Source organism: Ruegeria sp. AB11 (assembly GCF_056536325.1).
On record NZ_JBQFJO010000001.1, the window covers coordinates 3,836,512 to 3,856,055 of the forward strand.

The 19,544-nt window shown below is 55.7% G+C and carries 17 protein-coding genes and 1 pseudogene; 2 read left to right on the forward strand and 16 right to left on the reverse strand.

The genetic code is table 11. The features are described 5' to 3' along the window. Positions 1-39: 39 nt before the first annotated feature. Both ACR3EJ_RS19220 and ACR3EJ_RS19225 read left to right on the forward strand, forming a co-directional pair. Complete coding sequence (locus ACR3EJ_RS19220; protein ID WP_170542747.1) at positions 40-918, forward strand: MurR/RpiR family transcriptional regulator; 879 nt, start codon at positions 40-42, stop codon at positions 916-918. Continuing rightward, complete coding sequence (locus ACR3EJ_RS19225) at positions 915-2,228, forward strand: type I glutamate--ammonia ligase (protein WP_375543899.1); 1,314 nt, start codon at positions 915-917, stop codon at positions 2,226-2,228. The genes ACR3EJ_RS19220 and ACR3EJ_RS19225 overlap by 4 nt, the downstream gene beginning before the upstream one ends. 239 nt (positions 2,229-2,467) lie before the next feature. Here ACR3EJ_RS19225 and ACR3EJ_RS19230 read toward each other — a convergent pair. From ACR3EJ_RS19230 to ACR3EJ_RS19305, 16 genes and pseudogenes are all read right to left on the reverse strand, one after another. Continuing rightward, positions 2,468-2,623: pseudogene (locus tag ACR3EJ_RS19230) on the reverse strand (IS6 family transposase); the annotation flags it as partial. Positions 2,624-2,753: 130 nt separating this feature from the next. Further along, positions 2,754-3,695: an ABC transporter permease gene (locus tag ACR3EJ_RS19235; protein ID WP_170542746.1), complete on the reverse strand. Its 942-nt coding sequence runs from the start codon at positions 3,693-3,695 to the stop codon at positions 2,754-2,756. Next, positions 3,692-4,735, reverse strand: a complete 1,044-nt coding sequence (locus ACR3EJ_RS19240) for an ABC transporter permease (RefSeq protein WP_170542745.1) — start codon at positions 4,733-4,735, stop codon at positions 3,692-3,694. The genes ACR3EJ_RS19235 and ACR3EJ_RS19240 overlap by 4 nt, the downstream gene beginning before the upstream one ends. Then, on the reverse strand, positions 4,725-6,245 hold the full coding sequence (locus ACR3EJ_RS19245; RefSeq protein WP_170542743.1) for an ABC transporter ATP-binding protein: 1,521 nt from the start codon (positions 6,243-6,245) through the stop codon (positions 4,725-4,727). Before ACR3EJ_RS19245 ends, ACR3EJ_RS19240 begins: the two co-directional genes overlap by 11 nt. Next, entirely contained in the window at positions 6,242-7,639 is a 1,398-nt protein-coding gene (locus ACR3EJ_RS19250) for an amidase (protein WP_170542741.1), read from the reverse strand. The genes ACR3EJ_RS19245 and ACR3EJ_RS19250 overlap by 4 nt, the downstream gene beginning before the upstream one ends. Continuing rightward, entirely contained in the window at positions 7,617-8,600 is a 984-nt protein-coding gene (locus tag ACR3EJ_RS19255; protein ID WP_170472737.1) for a BMP family protein, read from the reverse strand. Before ACR3EJ_RS19255 ends, ACR3EJ_RS19250 begins: the two co-directional genes overlap by 23 nt. 39 nt (positions 8,601-8,639) lie before the next feature. After that, positions 8,640-9,941 carry an amidohydrolase family protein gene (locus tag ACR3EJ_RS19260; protein WP_170542740.1) on the reverse strand — a complete coding sequence of 434 codons (1,302 nt, stop codon included), beginning with the start codon at positions 9,939-9,941 and terminating at the stop codon, positions 8,640-8,642. Positions 9,942-10,278: 337 nt separating this feature from the next. After that, positions 10,279-11,592 carry a TRAP transporter large permease gene (locus ACR3EJ_RS19265; protein ID WP_170472731.1) on the reverse strand — a complete coding sequence of 438 codons (1,314 nt, stop codon included), beginning with the start codon at positions 11,590-11,592 and terminating at the stop codon, positions 10,279-10,281. Beyond that, positions 11,589-12,098 (reverse strand): TRAP transporter small permease, encoded by a 510-nt coding sequence (locus ACR3EJ_RS19270; protein ID WP_170542738.1) that lies wholly within the window; start codon positions 12,096-12,098, stop codon positions 11,589-11,591. The genes ACR3EJ_RS19265 and ACR3EJ_RS19270 overlap by 4 nt, the downstream gene beginning before the upstream one ends. Positions 12,099-12,156: 58 nt before the next feature. Beyond that, positions 12,157-13,170, reverse strand: coding sequence for a TRAP transporter substrate-binding protein (locus ACR3EJ_RS19275; protein WP_170542737.1), 1,014 nt, complete (start codon positions 13,168-13,170; stop codon positions 12,157-12,159). Positions 13,171-13,225: 55 nt separating this feature from the next. After that, the gene (locus tag ACR3EJ_RS19280) at positions 13,226-14,032 is read right to left on the reverse strand and encodes a DNA-binding transcriptional regulator (RefSeq protein ID WP_170543310.1); all 807 of its coding nucleotides are present in this window, start codon (positions 14,030-14,032) and stop codon (positions 13,226-13,228) included. A gap of 32 nt (positions 14,033-14,064) precedes the next feature. Beyond that, on the reverse strand, positions 14,065-15,045 hold the full coding sequence (locus ACR3EJ_RS19285) for a fumarylacetoacetate hydrolase family protein (protein ID WP_170542735.1): 981 nt from the start codon (positions 15,043-15,045) through the stop codon (positions 14,065-14,067). Then, positions 15,026-16,513 carry a bifunctional 3-(3-hydroxy-phenyl)propionate/3-hydroxycinnamic acid hydroxylase MhpA gene (gene mhpA / locus ACR3EJ_RS19290; RefSeq protein WP_170542733.1) on the reverse strand — a complete coding sequence of 496 codons (1,488 nt, stop codon included), beginning with the start codon at positions 16,511-16,513 and terminating at the stop codon, positions 15,026-15,028. The genes ACR3EJ_RS19285 and mhpA overlap by 20 nt, the downstream gene beginning before the upstream one ends. Before the next feature lie 3 nt (positions 16,514-16,516). Continuing rightward, a complete protein-coding gene (locus ACR3EJ_RS19295) occupies positions 16,517-17,485 on the reverse strand; it encodes a VOC family protein (RefSeq protein ID WP_170542732.1) in 969 nt (322 codons plus the stop codon). Between the two features lie 696 nt (positions 17,486-18,181). After that, positions 18,182-19,207: a response regulator gene (locus ACR3EJ_RS19300; RefSeq protein ID WP_170542730.1), complete on the reverse strand. Its 1,026-nt coding sequence runs from the start codon at positions 19,205-19,207 to the stop codon at positions 18,182-18,184. Continuing rightward, positions 19,200-19,541: an Hpt domain-containing protein gene (locus ACR3EJ_RS19305; protein ID WP_170542728.1), complete on the reverse strand. Its 342-nt coding sequence runs from the start codon at positions 19,539-19,541 to the stop codon at positions 19,200-19,202. The genes ACR3EJ_RS19300 and ACR3EJ_RS19305 overlap by 8 nt, the downstream gene beginning before the upstream one ends. Positions 19,542-19,544 lie beyond the last annotated feature (3 nt).

The window sequence follows — 19,544 nt, forward strand, 5'->3', positions numbered from 1 at the left end:
AGAGTCAATAAAAAATAGATTGACTGAAATTTTTATTCCATGCGATCCATTCAGATCAGGAGGTGCCGTTTGCTTGTTAGGCAGAGAATTGAAGCGAAGGCTGAACGCATGACCGCGAGCGAGCGCAAGCTGGCCGCTGCTTTGCTGAGCGACTACCCCTATGCGGGTCTGGTCACGATCCAGGAACTCGCCCGGCGCGCCGAGGTCTCGGCCCCGTCGATCTCTCGGTTTGTTACCAAGATCGGATTGGGGGGCTATCAGGAATTCCAGCGGGCTCTGTTGTCTGAATTGAAAGAGGGCCAACGCTCACCCACCGATCTGCACGGCGAAGGGCGCAGTGTCGATGGCGGGTTCTTACGCGACTTCATCGCGCGGGCCTCGTCTCAGATGGCGCTGTCGGCAGAAGGTATCACCGAGGCGCAGTTTCAGCGTATATGCTCGGTACTGAGCCAACCTAAGAGCGATGTCTATATATTGGGCGGTCGGATCAGTGACACCATCGCGCAGCATTTGTCTTTTCACCTGCGCCAAACCCGCAGCGGCGTGTATCATCTTCCGGCCAACAATGAGGTCTGGCCGGAATACCTGCTACGGATGAAGCCTGCGGATATCCTGTTTCTGGTCGATTTTCGCCGTTACCAACCTGCATTGGCGCGATTGGCCGCGACAGCCGCGCAGGATCGAGGGGTTCGCGTTGTCCTCATGACAGACAAATGGTTGTCGCCCATATCCCGACATGCGGCAGAAATCTTGCCAGTTCCGATCGAAAGCGGCACGCTCTGGGATACGTACACAGCGGCCCTTGCCGTCACCGAGGCGCTGGTGACCCGCGTCGCCGAAGACAACTGGGATCAGACGAAATCCCGCATCGAAGCCTGGGATGCCATGCGATCCCACAATCAGGACCCTAACCCATGATGCCCAAAACCCCCTTGATGTTTGTCGCCACCTCAGACCTTGCCGGGAAATTGCGGGGCAAGGCCTTTCCGGCGGATCAACTGAACAAGCGGTTGCAGCGCGGGGTCGGGTGGACACCCACCAACGTTCAGATCAACTGTTTTGACGGAATTGCTGAAAGCCCATTTGGCGCGCTGGGCGATCTTCTTCTGATCCCGGACGCCACGGCCGAGGCAAAGGTCGAATTCGGCGAAGACTCTGGTCTGCACTTTCTTATGGGCGATATCGTCACGCTGGACGGAGACCCGTGGGACTTCTGCACGCGCAGTCTCTTGAGGGCAGCGCTGGAGCGGCTGCACGAGGTCTCAGGAGCAAATTTGCTGGCCGCCTTCGAGCATGAGTTCCAGTTGAAAGATCCGCCAACTCAGGCCAACGAAGCCTATGGCCACCGGGGCTTTGGCCTGCAGCGTGATCTGTGTGAGACTTTGATCAACGCGATTTCTCAGGTCGGTCTGAAACCGGATTCGATCATGAAGGAATATGGCCCAAACCAATATGAGGTCGTCATCGGCCCCGAACTGGGGGTGCGCGCGGCGGACGCGGCCGTCATGGTGCGCGAACTGACCTATGCGACTGCGCAGGCCTATGGCGAGCGGGCCACCTATACCCCTATTCGCGATGTCGCGAGCGTTGGTAACGGAGTCCATATCCACATGAGCTTTGTGGATGATCAGGGCGCGCCGCTGACCTACGCCAAAGATGGGCCGTGCGGCATGTCGGACCTGACGAGTGCTTTCGCTGCCGGAATTCTGAAGTATCTGGATGCGATTTTGGCCCTGACTGCGCCTTCGGTGATCTCGTATGAACGCCTGACACCACATCGTTGGTCTGCTGCTTTCAACAATCTGGGATTCCACGACCGCGAGGCGTCGTTGCGGATTTGCCCTATGACGGTCAAGGATCCGACCTCAATCGCTCGGCAATTCAATATCGAATACCGTGCTGCCGACGCGGCAGCCTCGCCCCACCTGGCATTGGCAGCTATTGTTTTCGCCGGAGCACAAGGCATCGAAGAAGGCTTGGCTGCGCCGACCCCGACAGAAGATGATTTATCGCTTCTGAACGCCTCTGAATTGGCCGAAAAGGGCATCGTGCGACTGCCGCAAACCTTAGAAGAGGCGCTGGACCGCTACGCGAGCAACCCAGTGGCAACAGGTTGGTTCCCGGACGGTTTTGCGCAGGTCTATCGCACACATAAACAGTCTGAGATTACAAGAACTGCAGAATTGGAAACGGATGCTCGCTGCCGTTTGTATGAGGAGACGTATTGAGGAAACAAGGAGAACCTTAGTTTAGTATTTTCCGTGTTTTAGGGTGTACTGGGTTTAGGGTCGACAGTCCTTCACTATCACCGCATATACATCTTCATCGATCAAACCTTTGGGATTAAACATTGGCATGGCAACGCACACGTAGTCGAAAATAGAGGTCGCGTAGACAACACTCTTGATCTAGACGGTGCTGTCAGACGAATTCGAACCAGTCTCAGTTTGCCTAAGAAACCGCGAACCTATCCGGAACAAAGTTGACGCCATTCGCTAAGAGCGGCGGTGCGAGACAGCTTGAAGGTGTCTCTGCTTGCTAACGATCTTTCCTGGTTGAAGTGGTTGTAGACAGAGGAGTGGGCGAAAGCGAACTTCTGCAAACTTCGCATCCGCCTGAAACGTTATATCGCGCGCTCGGAGGTCTCCGGAATTCGGTCAAATATCGAATATCCAGTTTTTCATGATCACCTTGAACAAATACTTTTCCCTGGAATTTCGTTGGTGCTGGCCAATATGAGCGAACGAATGCCACTAACGTTCACCGCGTCGATAGGGTGCCATCAACGCTGCGGGTACTTCGGCTCTGCGGGCGACAAGGACGAGCGCAACGATCGAAAGTACATACGGCGCCATAAGGAACAACTGATATGGCACACCCTCAACCGTTGTCTGCAATCGCAGTTGGTATGCATCGAAGAAAGCGAACAACATCGCGCCAATCAGAGCCTTACCGGGCCGCCAGCCAGCGAAGACTACCAATGCAATGCAGATCCAACCGCGCCCCTGCACCATGCCCGGGAAAAAGCTGTTGAACGCCGTTGTGGTCAGGAAGGCCCCGCCCACCGCCATCAAAGCCGACCCGACAACAACTGCGCCGATACGGATACGGATCGGGTTCAGCCCCTGCGCCTCAACCGCATGAGGGTTCTCACCGGTCATACGAATGGCCAACCCCAACGGCGTGCGGGCAAGAACATAGGCCATCACAGCCACCGCAGTGAGCGCCAGATAGGTCGGCAAAGCTTGGGAAAACAGGATCGGTCCCAAAACGGGAATATCTGACAGGACCGGAATATCGAGCGGCTTAAAAGCCTCGATCGTGGGGGGAAGATCTCCTACCTCAACAAGCAACCTGTACAGGTAATAGGCTAAAGCGGATGCAAACAACGTTATGCCCAGCCCTGAGACGTGTTGCGAAAGCCCAAGTGGAACTGTCAGTATGGCATGAAGCAATCCCATCATCGCGCCGCAAACCGCTGCAAAAATGAGGCCTACAAGCAATGGTGCGCCCATGTAAACGACAAGCCAACCGCTCATCGCCCCCATGGTCATGATCCCCTCGATTCCCAGATTGAGCACGCCCGAACGTTCGCAAAGCAACGCGCCAAGAACACCAAATATGAGCGGTGTCGCAATACGCAGCACGGAAGCCCAAAGACTGGTATTCAGCAGCAGATCAATTGCATCACTCATCGGCGCACCCGGTAGGTTGTGAAAAGAAGGGCCACGATCATGGTGAGTAGGCACAGCGCCACAATCACATCGGCAATGAAACTGGGAACACCCGTCGCACGGCTCATGGCGTCGGCCCCGACAAAGACGGTAGCGACGAAAACAGCGGCAGCGACCACTCCAGCCGGATGCAAAGCAGCGAGCATCGCGACGACAATGCCTGCATAACCAAATCCGGGGCTCATAGTGGTGGTGACACCCGCAGTGACCCCCATGACTTCGACAGACCCGGCAAGCCCTGCCAAAGCGCCCGAAAGCAGGGCTACACCCATGATCGTTTGGGGCAAAGAAATTCCGGCAAAGGCAGCGGCACTGGCGTTTAAGCCTGCTGCACGTGTTTCAGCACCAAAAACAGTACGCGCAAGGATCAGCCAAACAGCACCTGCTGCAGCAATAGCAACAAGCAGCCCGATATGAAGACGTGTACGGGGGATCAGATCCGGAAGGCGGTAATCCCCGTCTACGGGCACCGAGGAGGGCCACCCAAAGGCCAGCGGATCGCGCATAGGACCCTCAATCATGAGGCCAACGAAAAGGATCACGATGAAGTTGAGCAGCAGGGTTGTCACCACCTCATCTACGCCGAAGCGCAAGCGTAAAAAGGCAGGTCCTGCCAACAGGGCCGCTCCCGCCGCCATGCCTGCCAACATCAAGATCGGAAAACCGATCCACCCTGGAACCTCGAGTGAATGACCTATCCAAGCGGTGATCAGCGCCCCAACAAAGAACTGTCCCTCGCCCCCGATGTTCCAAAGCCGCGCTCGGAAGGCGACAGCTGCGGCAAGCCCCGTAAAGACAAGCGGAGTAGCGCGGGTCAGCATCTCGGCGATGGAAAGGCGCGAGCCAAATGCGCCATTCACCATTTCGCCATAAGCCGTTAGCGGATTTACGTCAGCAGCAGCGATGAGACCCGCGGCCAAAAGCAATGCAGTTAAGATCGCGGCCAGTGGCGCAATGATCGCAAGGTGCAGCGGCACGTGCGAGCGTCGTTCAAGCCGCATCATCATTTTCCTTCCAGACACCTGCCATCATTAGGCCAAGGCGTTGTGGGTCGGCTTCATCAGCCGATATCGGTTCTGAAAAGCGACCTTTTACGATAGCCTGTATTCGGTCTGACAGGGCCACAGCTTCTTCCAGTTCTTCCGAGATGAGCAGGATCGCGGCACCTTCGGCCCGTGCTGCCAAAAGCTCGGCATGAACCGAAGCAATTGCCCCTTCATCAAGACCTCGCGTCGGCTGGTTTGCGAGCACAAAGCGCGGCCCGTTGGTCAGGACCCGACCAAGGATCAGCTTTTGCATATTACCCCCGGACAATAGCCGCGTTCGCGTATCAGGAGCGGCGCCTCGGATATCGAAACGTTCGATCAAGCCCGAAGTGTATTCGCGGGCCGCGCGTTGCCGAACGAAGCCCCTACGCGAAAATTCCGGTGTGCGCAGCCGTTCAAGCACCACGTTTTCCCACAGGCTCAACTCACCCACGACACCTTCTGCGTGCCGGTCTTCCGGCACCCGACCTGCGCCAGCGCGGATCATGCCGCGCGGCCCCAGATGGCCGATATCTTCGTCCAGCAGTGTCAATCTTCCGGCAATTGGGTGAACCAACCCAGACAGCAATCCACCAAGCGAGGCCTGCCCATTGCCTGAAACACCGACGATACCGAGGATCTCACCAGCATGGACGGTGAATGACACTTCATCCAGCCGTACCTCACCGCCCTCTTCCACGCGCACATTGTTAGCAACCAGAACCGGTGCGCCGATCTCGTGGTCATGACGTACAGGCCGTTCCACCTTGCGGCCAACCATCAGTTCCGCCAATTCTTCAGGTGTGGTTTCAGGTGTATTGCGTTCTGCGACCAACTTACCGCCACGAAGCACCACAACACGGTCAGAAGCTGCCATGACCTCATGCAGCTTGTGGCTAATGAAGATAAGCGAGAGGCCCACTTTCGTCATATCGCGCAGTGTCTCGAACAGGCGCATCGCCTCGGGCCGGGCCAGAACGGCTGTAGGTTCATCCAAGATCAGTATGCGCGCGTCGCGATAGAGCGCTTTGAGAATTTCGACGCGCTGGCGCTCACCCACGGACAGTGACCTGACCTTGGCTTCGGGGTTCACGGGCAGGCCGAACCGCTCTGCGATTTGCAACAATTTCTTGCGCGCCTCACTCCGGGCAGAACGTGCGCGCGTCAAGGGTTCGGAACCAAGCATAACGTTTTCCAGAACCGAGAGGTTGCCCGCAAGCGTAAAGTGCTGGTGTACCATCCCCACACCCACCTCGATCGCTGCGCGCGGCAGGCCCGGGGGCAGCTCTTTTCCAAATACCCTGACCGAGCCTTCGTCGGCTGCGTAATGGCCGAACAGGATATTCATCAGCGTCGTCTTACCCGCACCATTTTCACCCAACAGCGCAAGGATTTCCCCTTCCTCCAGTGTGAGGGTCACATCGTCATTTGCAGTAAGCGCACCAAAACGCTTGGTAATGCCGTGTAGTTCCAGAACTTTAGTCATGCGGGCAATCCTGCGATTGGGTGCGGAAAAGGAATTGCGGGCGCGCGGGCCTCGATCAATGCACCAAGTTTCAGCAACGCGAAATCAGCGCCGGTTGGACCGACCAGCTGAACACCAAGCGGCAAGCCGTTAGCCATGCCAAAAGGCAACGCCAAAGCAGGCAGGCCCGCGACATTGGCAATTGCCGCGTTTGGGGCAAAAGCCTCCAGCTGCGCCATGTGTTTATCGGGAGCAGTACCAGACAGGTCCAAAGCACCAACTACGGGCGGCGCAGACGAAAGGACCGGCATCAGGATGGCATCAGCAGACCTGAAAAGTTTGTTAGCGCGATTTGTCAGACGTGCGAGCTGTCGTGAGGCCGCAAAAAGCGCTGTGGCGGGTGTTGCCCGACCCTCGGCAGCCATGGCCGCGGCAAGCGGTGGAATCTTATCATCGGGGATCCTGAGCGCTGTCAGCCACTCGGCCAACGAAACAGCCAGTATGGTTCGCGCAATTGCATGAGCTTCGGTCCCCAGCCGGTCGGGGGCGCGAACTTCATACACCTCACAACCTGAATCGCGCAGCGCGTCTGCAGCAGCTTTCGCGGCCTGGCACTGGACTGCTCCGCAACGCTCTGGCAATGCCACTGCGACACGGGGGCGTTCCGGCAGATGGACCGGGGCCATGGGCTGGGCTACCGCGTCAAAGGCGGTCTTCACATCGCGTACTGACCGCGCCAGGACCAATTCAGACGCGATCCCCATCAGGTGATTGGCAAAATCAGGGCCACCGGGCACCGCACCACGAGAAGGCTTGAGTCCGGTCAATCCACAGCAAGCAGCGGGTACCCTGATAGATCCGGCTGCATCCGTGGCATGCGCAATGGCAACGATTCCCGCAGCAACTGCCGCCGCGGCACCACCGGATGAACCACCGGGCGTCAGCGAGGAATTCCATGGGTTGCAAGTCGCAGCCATACCATCAGGCTCGCATGTCAGGGATAGGCCAAACGGAGGTGTTGCGGTCAGGCCGAACGGGATCAGCCCGGTCTGGCGGAGACCTTGCAGCAGATGGCTGTCATTCTCGGGTTTGCGCCCCTGTGCGCGGATTGCCGAGGACCCCGCCGTCGCAGGAAGATCTTTGGCAAAACCACCAAGATCTTTTACCAAGAACGGAACCCCGTGAAGTGGTCCGCGTTGGTCTGGCGGCAATGCGTCTGCCGCCTTTGCCCCGGCGCGCGCCATATCTTCGTCTAGATAAACCACGGCCCCCATATCCGCCCGTTCGTAGCAGGCGGCAAGACTGGCTTCCATCACGTCGTAGGCAGCGATCTGCCCCGCCGAAATGGCAGCTGCAAGAGCCGTGGCATCGGTCACCTCAAAACCCTCGGGATCAGGAGGGTTCGCTTTCGTCAATCGGCACGTCCCATTCGCCGGATTGGATCGCGGCTTGTTTGGCCTCCATCCCAGGTATGGCGTCGGCAGGTACTTCGTCGGCGACATAAATCAGCTCATTGCCGCCATGGGCCATAAAGGAATATTCCGTGTAATTGCGCCCGGTTGGATTGCCGGCCTGAACATCAGCCACGATTGCCTCAATGGTAGGACCGTAGTTCCAGATCGCATTGGCAAAGACCGTGCCTGGGTAGCGCGGCGTATAATCGATAAGCGAACCGATGGCCTTCACACCTCGCGCTTGGGCCGCATCCGCAGTACCAATGCGTTCGCCAAACAGAATGTCCGCACCCGCATCGATCTGGGCAATCGCAGCTTCCTGCGCACGGGCCGGATCAAACCACGCACCTATAAAGCCATTGACGAATGTGGCGTCCGGGTTCACTTCACTCACACCCATGCGGAAAGCGTTAATCAGCAGGTTCACCTCGGGGATCGGATAGCCACCGACCGAGCCATAAACGTTGCTTTCTGACATTTGGCCCGCGAGCATCCCGGCCAGATAGGCTGCCTCGTGATTGCGGGTCCCAAAGACACCAAAGTTGTCACCTTCCGGCCCGCCGGAAGACCCCATCAGAAACGCAGTGTCGGGGTAATCACCCGCCACTTCGCGTGCTTCGCGTTCCACGGCGTAGGACTCACCCCAAATGATTTGCGCACCACCTTCGGCATATTCACGCATCGCGCGGGGATAGTCAGTCGGAGCCACACCCTCTGAGAACTCATACTCGATCAGACCAGCATCGGCAGCCTCCTGCATCGCCACATGGATACGGCTGTTCCATGCGTTTTCAACCGGAGACATATGCACGCCGGCGACTCGGGTCGCTGATTGTGCATTCACGCGGCGGACATAAGCCGGCAGGGCCAGCGTGGCCGCAGCGCCGACCATCAGTTGACGGCGGGTTGTGGTGAGTTTCATTGGTAGATCCTCTTCTGTTGGTGGCAATTGTTCTTGTTATTAAGCTTCGTGAGTATTGGGCCTGGGCGCATAATCGGCAGGGTCCAGGGTCGTGGGGCGACCGGGCAACGAAAGCGCGGCCATTCGGGGTTCTGTGCGGGCCAGCACCTTTCCGTTTTTGATGACGGCAAGGCGGGTGGCTTTCATGCGAACAGCTTCAATCGGGTCACGCGCTTGCAGTACAACCAAATTGGCAGGGCCGCCCTTGCGGATTGTGGGATCAGGCAGGCCCATAGCCTTGGCGCCGTTCTGGGTGACGGATGTAAAAGCCCACTCCATCGCCTCTCGGGATGTCATGGGCACTGCATGTACGCCCATATGGGCCACTTCCAACATGTCGGCAGACCCAAGCGAATACCATGGATCCATTGTGCAATCTTGCCCGAAGGCGACGTTTACACCTGCCGCGCGCAGCTCTGGCACTCGGGTCAGCCCCCGACGGCGCGGATAGGTGTCTGAGCGACCTTGCAGCGTTATGTTGATGAGCGGGTTGGGCACCACGTTCATGCCGCTTTCCGCAATCAGAGGAATAAGCTTCGAGGCATAATAATTGTCATAGGAATGCATTGCCGTGACATGGCTTGCTGTAACTCGCCCGCCAAGCCCAAGGCGCGTGGTCTCATAGGCCAAGGTTTCCACGTGTCGCGACATTGGATCGTCGCTTTCATCGCAATGCAAATCCAGCATCAGGCCACGGTCCGCCGCTATCTCGGCCAGTCTCCTGACCGACCGGGCACCTTCCGACATCGTACGCTCAAAATGCGGGATGCCACCTACCACGTCGACACCCATATCAAGGGCTTGGATCAAGTTTTCTTCCGCATTTTGTGCTCGGTAAAAACCATCTTGCGGGAATGCTACCAGTTGCAGATCAATATAGGGGGCGACCTGCTTGCGGACCTCCAACAGTGCTTCAACGCCAACCAAAGGTGCGGATGAAACATCCACATGCGAACGGATAGCCAATAACCCTTGCGATACGGCAAGGTCGCAATATCGCATGGCACGGTCAATCACTGCTTCAGGTGTCAGCAGGGGCTTCAGCTCACCCCAAAGCGCAATGCCTTCCAATAGTGTCCCCGAGACGTTCATGCGAGGCGATCCAAGGCTCAGGGTCGCATCCATATGGAAGTGTGGGTCGGTAAAGGGGGGTGAAACCAAGCGCTCAGCCGCATCGATTTCTTCGCCCGCGTTAGCCTCGATCTTGGTGGCAATTTCTGCGACGCGGTCACCCTTGATCGCAATATCCAGCGGCCCTCGGCCATCTGGCAGGTGGGCTTGTCTGATGATAATGTCGAGCATTCATCCTCCCCCAAATTTGACCACATGGTAAAAGCATTCTGATAAAATGCTATATATTTTTGAGTTTTTCAGAAGCCAGCGCATCGGATAGTCTGACGCAATTCGGATGCCTGTGGACGCGAGACCGTGAGGCGTCGATCGAATACAAACAACTGCAAGGCGGAATACGGACGCAGCAATTCATCGTATCGATGGATGACGGCTATGGGCCGTTTGGCTAAGTCGTGGAGAACTGGGCAGGCACTTGTGCTGCTTCAGCACCGAGGTCTGCAGTGAGCCCAAAACAGACAACTTGAAAGGCAATTTCAGGTTTGAAAACCAACCACCCAGAGCTAGCCTACATTGAATTAGGTAAGAAGAGTACAAGCCAAGGAAAAATGACGATTATCAGCAGTCGAAGGATATCCACTAGCCAGAAAGGGGTGACGCCTCGAAAAATTATTGATGTAGGGACATCCTTAACGACACCTTTTAGTACAAAGACATTCAAACCGACGGGCGGGGTGATCAGGCTGATCTCGGTGACTACGACGACGACAATACCAAACCAAACCGGATCAAACCCGAGACTGGTCACTACCGGAAAGAAGATGGGCACCGTAAGCAGCAGCATCGACAAGCTTTCAAAAACGCAACCAAGAAGAACGTAGACCAGCAGGATCAACACAATGACCAGTGTCGGCGATAGCCCCTGGGAAAGAACGAAGTTGCTAAGTGCCTCGGGCAGCCCCGCAAGATTGACAAAGTTCGAGAATATCCACGCCCCGATCAAGACCGCAAATAGCGTGGCGGCTGTCTGCACAGTTTCGATCAATACCTCCATGGTCGATGAAAAACTCAAGGCTCTTCTGGACAATGCAATCAGGAAAGCGCCAGCGGCCCCCATTCCTGCAGCCTCGGTCGGGGAAAACGTTATGAAGAAGGGCCAGACATCCAACACTCCGTAGAGCCCGCCAATCACAAGGAAGAACAGTAGCAGCACTGCCCAGATATCCCTGAGCGACAAAAGCCGCTCTCGCCAGGAAACCCATTCGCCCGCTGGTCCGGCGTCAGGGTCTCGGGTCACCGAGAACCTGACAGCCACAAGATAAAGCAAAACGCCCAGCAACCCAGGAACAACACCGGCGATAAAAAGCTTCCCTATGCTTGTTTCCGTCAACAGGCCATAGATGACCAGGATTACCGAGGGTGGTATCAGGATGCCCAAGGTGCCGCCCGCCGCGATTGAGGCTGTCGCCAAACTGTCTGAATACCTGTATTTTCGCATCTCGGGCATGGCGACCTTCGACATTGTCGCCGCAGTGGCGAGGGAAGAACCGCAGATAGCCGAGAAGCCAGCGCATGCCACGATCGTCGCCATAGCCAATCCACCGCGCATATGGCCGAGAAATGCGTAGGACGCACGATATAGCTCTTTGGAAAGGCCGCCCTTGTTCACGAATAGACCCATCAGGATAAAGAGAGGCACCACCGACAACCCATAATCCTGAGCCGTGTCAATTATCAGTCGGCCCACCATCGAGATAGCAGCGCGAAACCCGCGTAGCTCCACAAAACCCAGGAAACCGACAAGCCCCATGGCTATGGCAATGGGCATGCGTAAGAAAACGAGAACTAAGACCGCTCCGAGCCCCAATAGCGACAGAGTCATTCGGAGACCTCTGTTTTAAGGAACAGGCGCACAACACTGCGCGCAAGAAAAGCAATTGCGGTCAGCGCAACAAAGATCGAGATAAACCACCCGACATAAAATTGTGGCAGCTTCAGGTATTCTGTAACGTCACCATACTGACGCGACCGTTCCGCAAGTTCCCAAACCCGTATTGCTGGCCATATCAGAACGATCCCGCAGATTGCATCGATCAGACTATCGCGCAACTGGGCCATTCGTGCGCTGAAGAAAGGGTCAAGCAGGTCCACAACAATGTTCTCACCCTTCCAAGACACCAGAGGTAATGCAGAAAATACGATGACCGCCATAAAAAGCCGGGTCAGTTCGGTCGCACTTTCGATAGGATTGTTGAAAGCGCTCCGAAAAACCACGTCCAGAAATGTCATGCACATCAGCACGAATAAGGTGCCCGCTGCGATCCATGTAGGCAGATTGAGAACAACGTACCAGGGATCGCGCAGCTTCAGTTTCTGAATGTCAGCCATGCCTGCCTCGCAAAATTGCGGGCCCTAAGCCAGGGCCCGCAGAGTTTCTTATTGTGGTTCAGTTGCCTGTCATCTGCTCGGCAATAAAGGCTTGCACCGTCGCCGCGTCAATTCCCTTGTCTGACACCTCGGCCAGAACGCTTTCGATGATTGGACCCGTCATTTCGTTCCAGGCTGCGACGTCAGCTTCGCTGGCTTCCGTCCAGGAATTGCCCTCGTTGCCGTCAATGGTTTCGATGCCGATCTGGTCAATCTCGTCCCACATGCGCCCGGCCACCTGAGAAAGCGCTTCGCCTGCTATTGTATCCAAAGCAGCACGATCTTCATCTGACAAGCTGTCGTATTTGTCCTGGTTCATCACGATTGCAAACGAGCCGCGATAGAACCCGCCGGGTACAGAATAACTGTGCGGGGCAACCTCAAACAGTTTGAAGCCTGCGCGGGCTTCCATGGGCATCATGACACCGTCGGCCGCCTTGGATGCCAATGTTTCATAAACTTTCGGTGCTGGTACCCGGATGCCGGTGGCACCGAGCGCTGCGCCCACGTCCCCAGAAACCCCGCCACCAAGTCGCAGCTTCATGCCAGAAATATCATCCAGCGATGTCACCTTAGTTTCGGAATGCAGGATGCCAGGACCGTGGGTCATCATGGCGAGAACCTTTACCCCGTCATGCTCGTTTGCCGTGGCAAGATACTCTTCGTATGCCCGCCAATAGGCCACCGATGCGGCCTCGGCGTTGCCTTCGTAGCCAGGCAGTTCGATCATTTTGGACGCCACAAAGCGCCCTGGATTGTAGCCGTGAAAAATCCACGTGACATCGGCCACCCCGTCGAGAATAAGGTCGAACTGCGCTGGCGGCGCCCCCAATCCGTATTTCACCTCTGCGCTCACACGACCATCTGAGGCTTCTTCGAGCATTTTCGTGAATTCAGGCCAGAGCTTGGCGTTCATGCCATGCGTTGGCGGCGCCCATGATGAGATTGTAAGAACAGTATCCGCAGCCCAAGCTGCGCCGACCGTCAACGAAATTCCAAAGCTCAGCACCGTAGATCTGATGAGATGTTTCATGATTCCTCCCGGTTTTTCCTAAACCTACCGCTTCCGAGGAATTGCTTACTGTGCTTTAGATCTTTTTGTCCGCTTGGCGGACAGGTGCACCTTCTACCATTTGCGCCGCGATCTGATTGGCCAATTCCTTCATCGGGCTCGCATAACGGTTGATTGCTTCTGTCATGGAAAACGCACTGGCGATCCAAATGATCGACAGGCATCCCAGAACGCGATCCTCACAGATGATTGGAACCGCCAAACTGGATGTGTCGGGTCGAAAAGTGCGCGAACTGCGCGTAGCGTATCCTTGTTTGCGATATTGAACCAGACGCGAGGCGATCCAGCTTTCCAGCAAAAACCGCTCGTCCTCGGGGTCGTTATTGTTGCGCAGCAGGTCCAGAATGATGCTTCTTTCCTTGTCTTCCAGAAAGGCCAAAAAGGCGCGCCCGGCCGACGACCTTAGTATAGGCAGGGACAGTCCGGCCATGTTCCGATCAATCGAGAACGGGCTGCGCCAGTGCGTTGTTTCTTCGATGACCATGTGCAGATCTCGATAAACCGAAAGATCAAGCGGCCATGAATGCACATCGGTGAATTCCGCAATGCCTGGGGCCGCGACACGGCAAATGTGCGAGTGCGCAGCATAGTTGTCGCCCAAGCCGGAGGCGCGCGGCGAAACTCTGACCCGAGTGTCGGACGCCGACATCAGAATGTACCCTGCTTCCTCAAGAGTGTGGAGCAACCGATAGACAGTTGGTCTCGGCACGCCAATCGCGGTAGCGATTTCGGCAGGCTTTGCCGAACCCTGACTGTTCACGAACCGCAACAAGTCCAGACCGCGTAGCAAGGCACGAATGTTGGGTTGGTTGTCTGCCACCATCCTCATCCTTCAGACCGTCCTATTGCACATTCTCAGGCGGCGACGACCTTTTGGTCAATAGCCCCAAAAACTGACTGCCCTGAGGGGTCGTGCATCTCGAATCTGACGGTATCTCCAGGCTCCATGAAACGCGTCTCTGCCCTGCCATCGGCAATGACTTCGATCATCCGCTTTTCGGCCAGACATGACGACCCGACACGTTCGTGATCAGTGTTCGACACCGTGCCCGATCCGATGATAGTGCCTGCGCGCAATTCTCTGGTCTTTGCGGCATGCGCAATCAACTGGGCAAAATCAAAATTCAGGTCAGTGCCAGCTGGAACCTTGCCAAAGGTTCTGCCGTTGTAAACGGTTTCGAGCGGCAGAGTAACTTTTGCTCCGGTCCAGTATTCACCCAGTTCATCCGGAGTTACGCAAACAGGCGAAAACGCACTTGCAGGTTTTGACTGGTAAAAGCCAAACCCCTTGACCAGTTCCGGTTTCATAACATTGCGCAACGAGACATCATTGCACAGCATGATCAGTTTGATATGGCCAACCGCGGCCTCGGTAGAACATCCGATAGGCACGTCATCGGTAACCACGGCAATCTCGCCCTCAAAATCCAGTCCCCAGTCCACGTCAATGCAGGGAATGTCATCGGTCGGTGCCAGAAAATAGTCACTGCCCCCCTGATACATCAGTGGATCAGTCTCAGCTCCGGGGGGCATGGCAGCCCCGCGGGCTTTGCGTACAAGGCGCATATGGCTGAGATATGCACTTCCGTCGGCCCATTGATACGATCTCGGCAATGGACTGGCCAATTGGTCCACGTCATAGGCCAAAGTCTCGATCTCATTTTGTTCGACCAAGTCCGAGATCTTTTTCAACGCGCTGGCTGAACTTTCCCAGGTTTCGATCGCTTGCTGCAAAGTTTGCGCAACTGATGCCGCAGATGCCATTCTGGTCAGGTCTTTTGATACGACGACAAGTGATCCATCACGACCACCGGATTTAAGTGATGCCAGTTTCATATCTATCTTTCTTATTTTTCGGCTTAAAAAGGGACAAGGCTTGTTCTGGAAGTTCAAGAAGGGTTTCCGCTACAGCCGCGACGTACCGGTCGGGTCGCACCCAGACGGCATTTGTTCCAATATCTGTCAGCACGGCGTCCAGCTGGGAATGATCGCGCGCATTCAGTGCGACGGCATCATCGCTGCATTCCGGCAATGAGGTGCGACTGACAAGAAGGTGCTTGTGTCCAACAGAATCGTCCAGCTTCTGTCCCTCGGTATCAAGATGCACTTGGGGAAAGGGACGCCCGACATAAGGGTTGTTTGTCTGCACCTGCATCAGTGCGCTCTGACCAAGCTTGGGCGCAATAGATCGCATGGCACCTGAACGCGAACCGTCTGCAAGTTTCAAGGCACTTTCCCGATCAAGCGAGTTGATCAGGCCACCCAGACGAACCGCAGTTTCAATATAACTGCGTGCGTGGGGCTGTCGTTCATCCTGATAGCTGTCAAAGAGCATTTCTTCATCGCCGCCATTGAGTGCTTTGACGAGCTTCCATGCCAAATTCGCAGCGTCTCGAATGCCAGTGCACATTCCTTGGCCCATGAAGGGTGGCGTCAGGTGGGCGGCATCTCCTGCAATCAGAACCGGTCCCTTTCGCCAGATTTTCGCGACCTGTGAACGGAACGTATAGACAGCACTGCGCTCAATCTCGGCATCATCAGGCGTAATCCACCGCGATAGCAGATCCCAGAGACGCGAATGTTCCATTATTTCGGCGTCGGTTTCACCGTCCAAAACCATGATTTCCCAGCGGCGGCGAATACCGGGGGCCCGGCAATAAGTCATCGGTCGGTCTGGGTTGCAGAATTGAATGGAATGATCGCCAAGCTCTGGCATTGGATGTTTGAGACGCAAATCGACAACCAGCCAGCGTTCTTCAAACCCCAGATCTTCCATTTCGCCGCCGATCCAGCGACGCACGGACGAATTGGCCCCGTCGCAGCCAACAACGTATCGAGCTTCAAATGTGGACTTGCAGTCGTTTGTCTTATCCAGTGCGGTTAACTCTACGCCATTCCCTGTGGCTTCAAGATTTATTACGTTGTGAAGTTCCAGCGTGGTGGCCGTCGGGGAACGCGCCAGTTCGGCTCTCAACAGTGTTTCGAGATCAGGCTGATGCAACCTGTAGCTTGCGTGCCACCCATGTTTCGTAACGCTCTGTGGTCTTGGCCAGTCCAGCAGCAACGCATTGTTTTCATCGACGAACTTCATGCCCGGGTTGATGTGCACCAGCTTATAAAGCGCGTCAGCTATCCCGACGGTCTGGAAAACGCGCATCACTTCGTCATCGAAGTGCACGGCGCGGGGCAGATGGTACATCTGGGCCTCGCGGTCCAGAACCACAACCGAAACACCGCTTTTGGTCAGGAGGTTGGCAAGTGTCGCTCCGGTAGGACCGAACCCGATAATCGCAACGTCATACATCGTTCAGACCTCGGGGACTTGTCCGTAGAGCCACGGGCAATTCACAACGCTAGGTGCCCGGTGCCCCGCGGCTGCGGTTGCCAGTCGCTTGTCCCGAAATGCGGCGCGTTCCTGTTCGTTCAGGTACAGCCGTTCGTGGCCCCAAAAGCTGGGCCCGACATTTGTTTCGCAAGGCTCCCAGGTGGATGGGTCGATGATCCTCCCGCCCCAACCGCTTTCCACGAAAAAGCCCGACGGCGTATGGGCATAAAAGCTTGTCATGTAATCATTTGTGTGCCGCCCCAATGTATAGGCGATTTCGGCAAGACCATTCTGTGCCAGATCATATCCCTGACCCACGTCGTCTAGATTGTCGTATTCCACCATGAAGTGATGAAACCCCTCCTGCCCCGACCCGACGATTGCAAAACTATGATGCCGGCCGTTGACATGAAAGAAATAGAGAGGAATGGGCCGCAACCCATAATCGCTTAATTGAAAGCCAAGTACGTCGCGGTAAAAAGGTACAAGCGCTTCGGCGTTGGACACGTGCAAAACAGCGTGCCCCATGCCATATGGGCCGGTCTTGAATCCCTCGATGGGTCGACCCGGGATAAAGGGATCGGTTGTTTTCTCCGGCTTCCAGACGAACTCAAGCCGATTCCCGGCAGGATCGACACATGTAATGATTTCAGTCACATAGCGGCGATCGGCCAGTCCGTGATCTCCCGGGCTCACATTGTGCCCCGCCGCCTCCAGTTTAGTGGCAAGCCTTTCCAGGTCAGACTTCTCGCCAACCTCCCATCCGATGTAGGCCAGGGTATCGCCGGGCTCGTCTGATATGATCAACCGCTGGTGCTGATTATCCATCCGAAACGCCGTATTGCGACCCCCGCGATCCAAAACCTGCATGCCCAGCATATTGCCAGCGAACTGCCGCCAATCGTCTGACTTGTTGGAACGAATACCGATGTAGCTTAGCGCGGTGATCATACTAATCTTCTCCCGAAGATATTGCTTCCCCAATTCATGGTAATAAGCATGCCACAAAATACTTTTGTCCATCAGGCGGACAAGAGGGACAGCAAGGTTCTGCCTAGCTGGCTCGATTAGTTTGGATGCTCGTTTTAGATTGCCAATAAATTACAACTCAGGAAAGGCAAACCGTGCTCTGATGTAGTGGAGTAAGGCTCTTCTAACTTGGAGCGAATATCGCTGACGGCCACCGCAATTAGAGATGGATAAATAATTTTCCCGCCGCCCAAAAAAGTTCGAATGCCTTCGGCGATGAAGTTTCCATCATTTCATCCGAAGCATACGGCAGCTTTGTCCCGTGCCTTTCCCATTCAAGGACCTCGAGATTTCGCTATCGCGGCGAATGGCCGCAAAGCGGCCTGCGACCCCAGAAATTTAGGCGGGTGGCGAATGTCTCTTATGGGCCGCTCCTAATCGGTTCAAGATGGCCCGAACGACAGGTTGCCGCGGTCGCTCCGATGGCGGCATAGAGTCCACTTTGGCCGATGCTGCGCGATGCCCCAGTTGCAGCAATGCGCAGAAAGCGGACTTTGCGAAGTTTGACAATATCTAGTCTCCAATCACTGAGCCACATATGAAAATCATCAGGCGAAAAGTAAAGCCACAAGCGCAACTATACCCGGCGTAGATGCGCTTGCCAGGTTGCATGAATGGTCATAGCGCATGGATATCGAACGGATCGGAGAAACCTTTGATCATAGTTCCACCAAATGTCTCCAACACATTGGCCCCTTCCAGCAGGTCGAAAGTTTCTTGGTCGATCAATATACGGCTTCCGGTTTTCTGCGTTTCTGCCTCGAGGCGAGCAGCAAGGTTTACGGTCGATCCTATGCAAGTATACGTCGCTCGATTGTCCGTACCGGCATAGCCGGCGACGACTTCGCCAGTCGCGATTCCGATGCCGATTTTCAGGTCACTTTTCGCTTCTGAGCGCCTTTCGAGATTTAACATCTCGATCATGGTGTGCATTTCATGCCCTGCCGCCACTGCACTTTGCGCAGTATTGGGCAGTGGTTGCGGAACTCCAAAAAGAGCCATCAAACCGTCACCCAGCATCAGGCTGACAATTCCGCCATTGCTGGTAACCGCCTCGAACATCAACGTGTAGAACGTATTGAGCAGGTCAATTGTTTCCTCGGGGGCGAGATTTTCCGACAAGGTCGTGAAACCGCGAATGTCACAGAAGAGGACCGAAGCATTGGCACGCTTGCCACCTATCGCAAAGCCAGACTCTTGCAGGTCTTGTGCAACCTCCGTTGTTGCAAAGCGCTCTAGCAGACGTTTCTGCTCGTCCCTGAGTCTTTTCTTTTCAAGGCCGCTGGAAACGCGCGCACCGAGAAGTGTCTTATTGACCGGTTTTGGCAGGTAGTCTTCCGCACCCAATTCGATACAGCGCACGACATTGTCGAGCCCCTCAACAGATGACGTCACGATCACCGGCAGATCACGCAGGTCGGTGTCTGATTTGATGGCTTCGAGAACCTGAAAGCCGTCCATTTCAGGCATTTCGATATCCAGCAAAAGCAAATCAAACGGCTGGTTAGACAACATTTCCATTGCGACCCGGCCGTTTTCCGCGACCGACGCCTGGTGACCCAAAAGCTCTACGCTGCGCGACAAAAGCAAGCGGTTCACCTTGTTGTCATCAACGATGAGCAAATGACCCGGGGCGTCAGACATCAATCAGGCTCCGTAAAGCAGCTGCAGCAATGGTAAGGTCGGCTTCCAGCGCCGTCGCGTCTGTAAGGTCCCCGGCTTCAGGCAGCTCTCCGAGCTCGATTTTCCTGGCCCGTTCGGCGAGAGCAATCGCCCCAAAGGTATTGGCATTCGACTTAATGGAGTGTGCAGCACGGCGGTATCGGTCGGCATCAGCCGCGCCCGCAGCCGCTTTCAATTCGTCAATCATGCCAGGCGCTTCGTCGAGAAAGGTGGTCACAAGCTCGGCTGCAAAATCTTCGCCTGTAGCGTCTTTAAGCTCCATGAAGATTTCATGATCAATCGGGCTGTCTGTCATGGA

Coding starts and splice junctions, on each gene's coding strand:
- ACR3EJ_RS19220 (WP_170542747.1), top strand. CDS start 40: ATGCGATCCATTCAGATCAGGAGGTGCCGTTTGCTTGTTAGGCAGAGA.
- ACR3EJ_RS19225 (WP_375543899.1), top strand. CDS start 915: ATGATGCCCAAAACCCCCTTGATGTTTGTCGCCACCTCAGACCTTGCC.
- ACR3EJ_RS19235 (WP_170542746.1), bottom strand. CDS start 3,695: ATGAGTGATGCAATTGATCTGCTGCTGAATACCAGTCTTTGGGCTTCC.
- ACR3EJ_RS19240 (WP_170542745.1), bottom strand. CDS start 4,735: ATGCGGCTTGAACGACGCTCGCACGTGCCGCTGCACCTTGCGATCATT.
- ACR3EJ_RS19245 (WP_170542743.1), bottom strand. CDS start 6,245: ATGACTAAAGTTCTGGAACTACACGGCATTACCAAGCGTTTTGGTGCG.
- ACR3EJ_RS19255 (WP_170472737.1), bottom strand. CDS start 8,600: ATGAAACTCACCACAACCCGCCGTCAACTGATGGTCGGCGCTGCGGCC.
- ACR3EJ_RS19260 (WP_170542740.1), bottom strand. CDS start 9,941: ATGCTCGACATTATCATCAGACAAGCCCACCTGCCAGATGGCCGAGGG.
- ACR3EJ_RS19265 (WP_170472731.1), bottom strand. CDS start 11,592: ATGACTCTGTCGCTATTGGGGCTCGGAGCGGTCTTAGTTCTCGTTTTC.
- ACR3EJ_RS19270 (WP_170542738.1), bottom strand. CDS start 12,098: ATGGCTGACATTCAGAAACTGAAGCTGCGCGATCCCTGGTACGTTGTT.
- ACR3EJ_RS19275 (WP_170542737.1), bottom strand. CDS start 13,170: ATGAAACATCTCATCAGATCTACGGTGCTGAGCTTTGGAATTTCGTTG.
- ACR3EJ_RS19280 (WP_170543310.1), bottom strand. CDS start 14,032: ATGGTGGCAGACAACCAACCCAACATTCGTGCCTTGCTACGCGGTCTG.
- ACR3EJ_RS19285 (WP_170542735.1), bottom strand. CDS start 15,045: ATGAAACTGGCATCACTTAAATCCGGTGGTCGTGATGGATCACTTGTC.
- mhpA (WP_170542733.1), bottom strand. CDS start 16,513: ATGTATGACGTTGCGATTATCGGGTTCGGTCCTACCGGAGCGACACTT.
- ACR3EJ_RS19295 (WP_170542732.1), bottom strand. CDS start 17,485: ATGATCACCGCGCTAAGCTACATCGGTATTCGTTCCAACAAGTCAGAC.
- ACR3EJ_RS19300 (WP_170542730.1), bottom strand. CDS start 19,207: ATGTCTGACGCCCCGGGTCATTTGCTCATCGTTGATGACAACAAGGTG.
- ACR3EJ_RS19305 (WP_170542728.1), bottom strand. CDS start 19,541: ATGACAGACAGCCCGATTGATCATGAAATCTTCATGGAGCTTAAAGAC.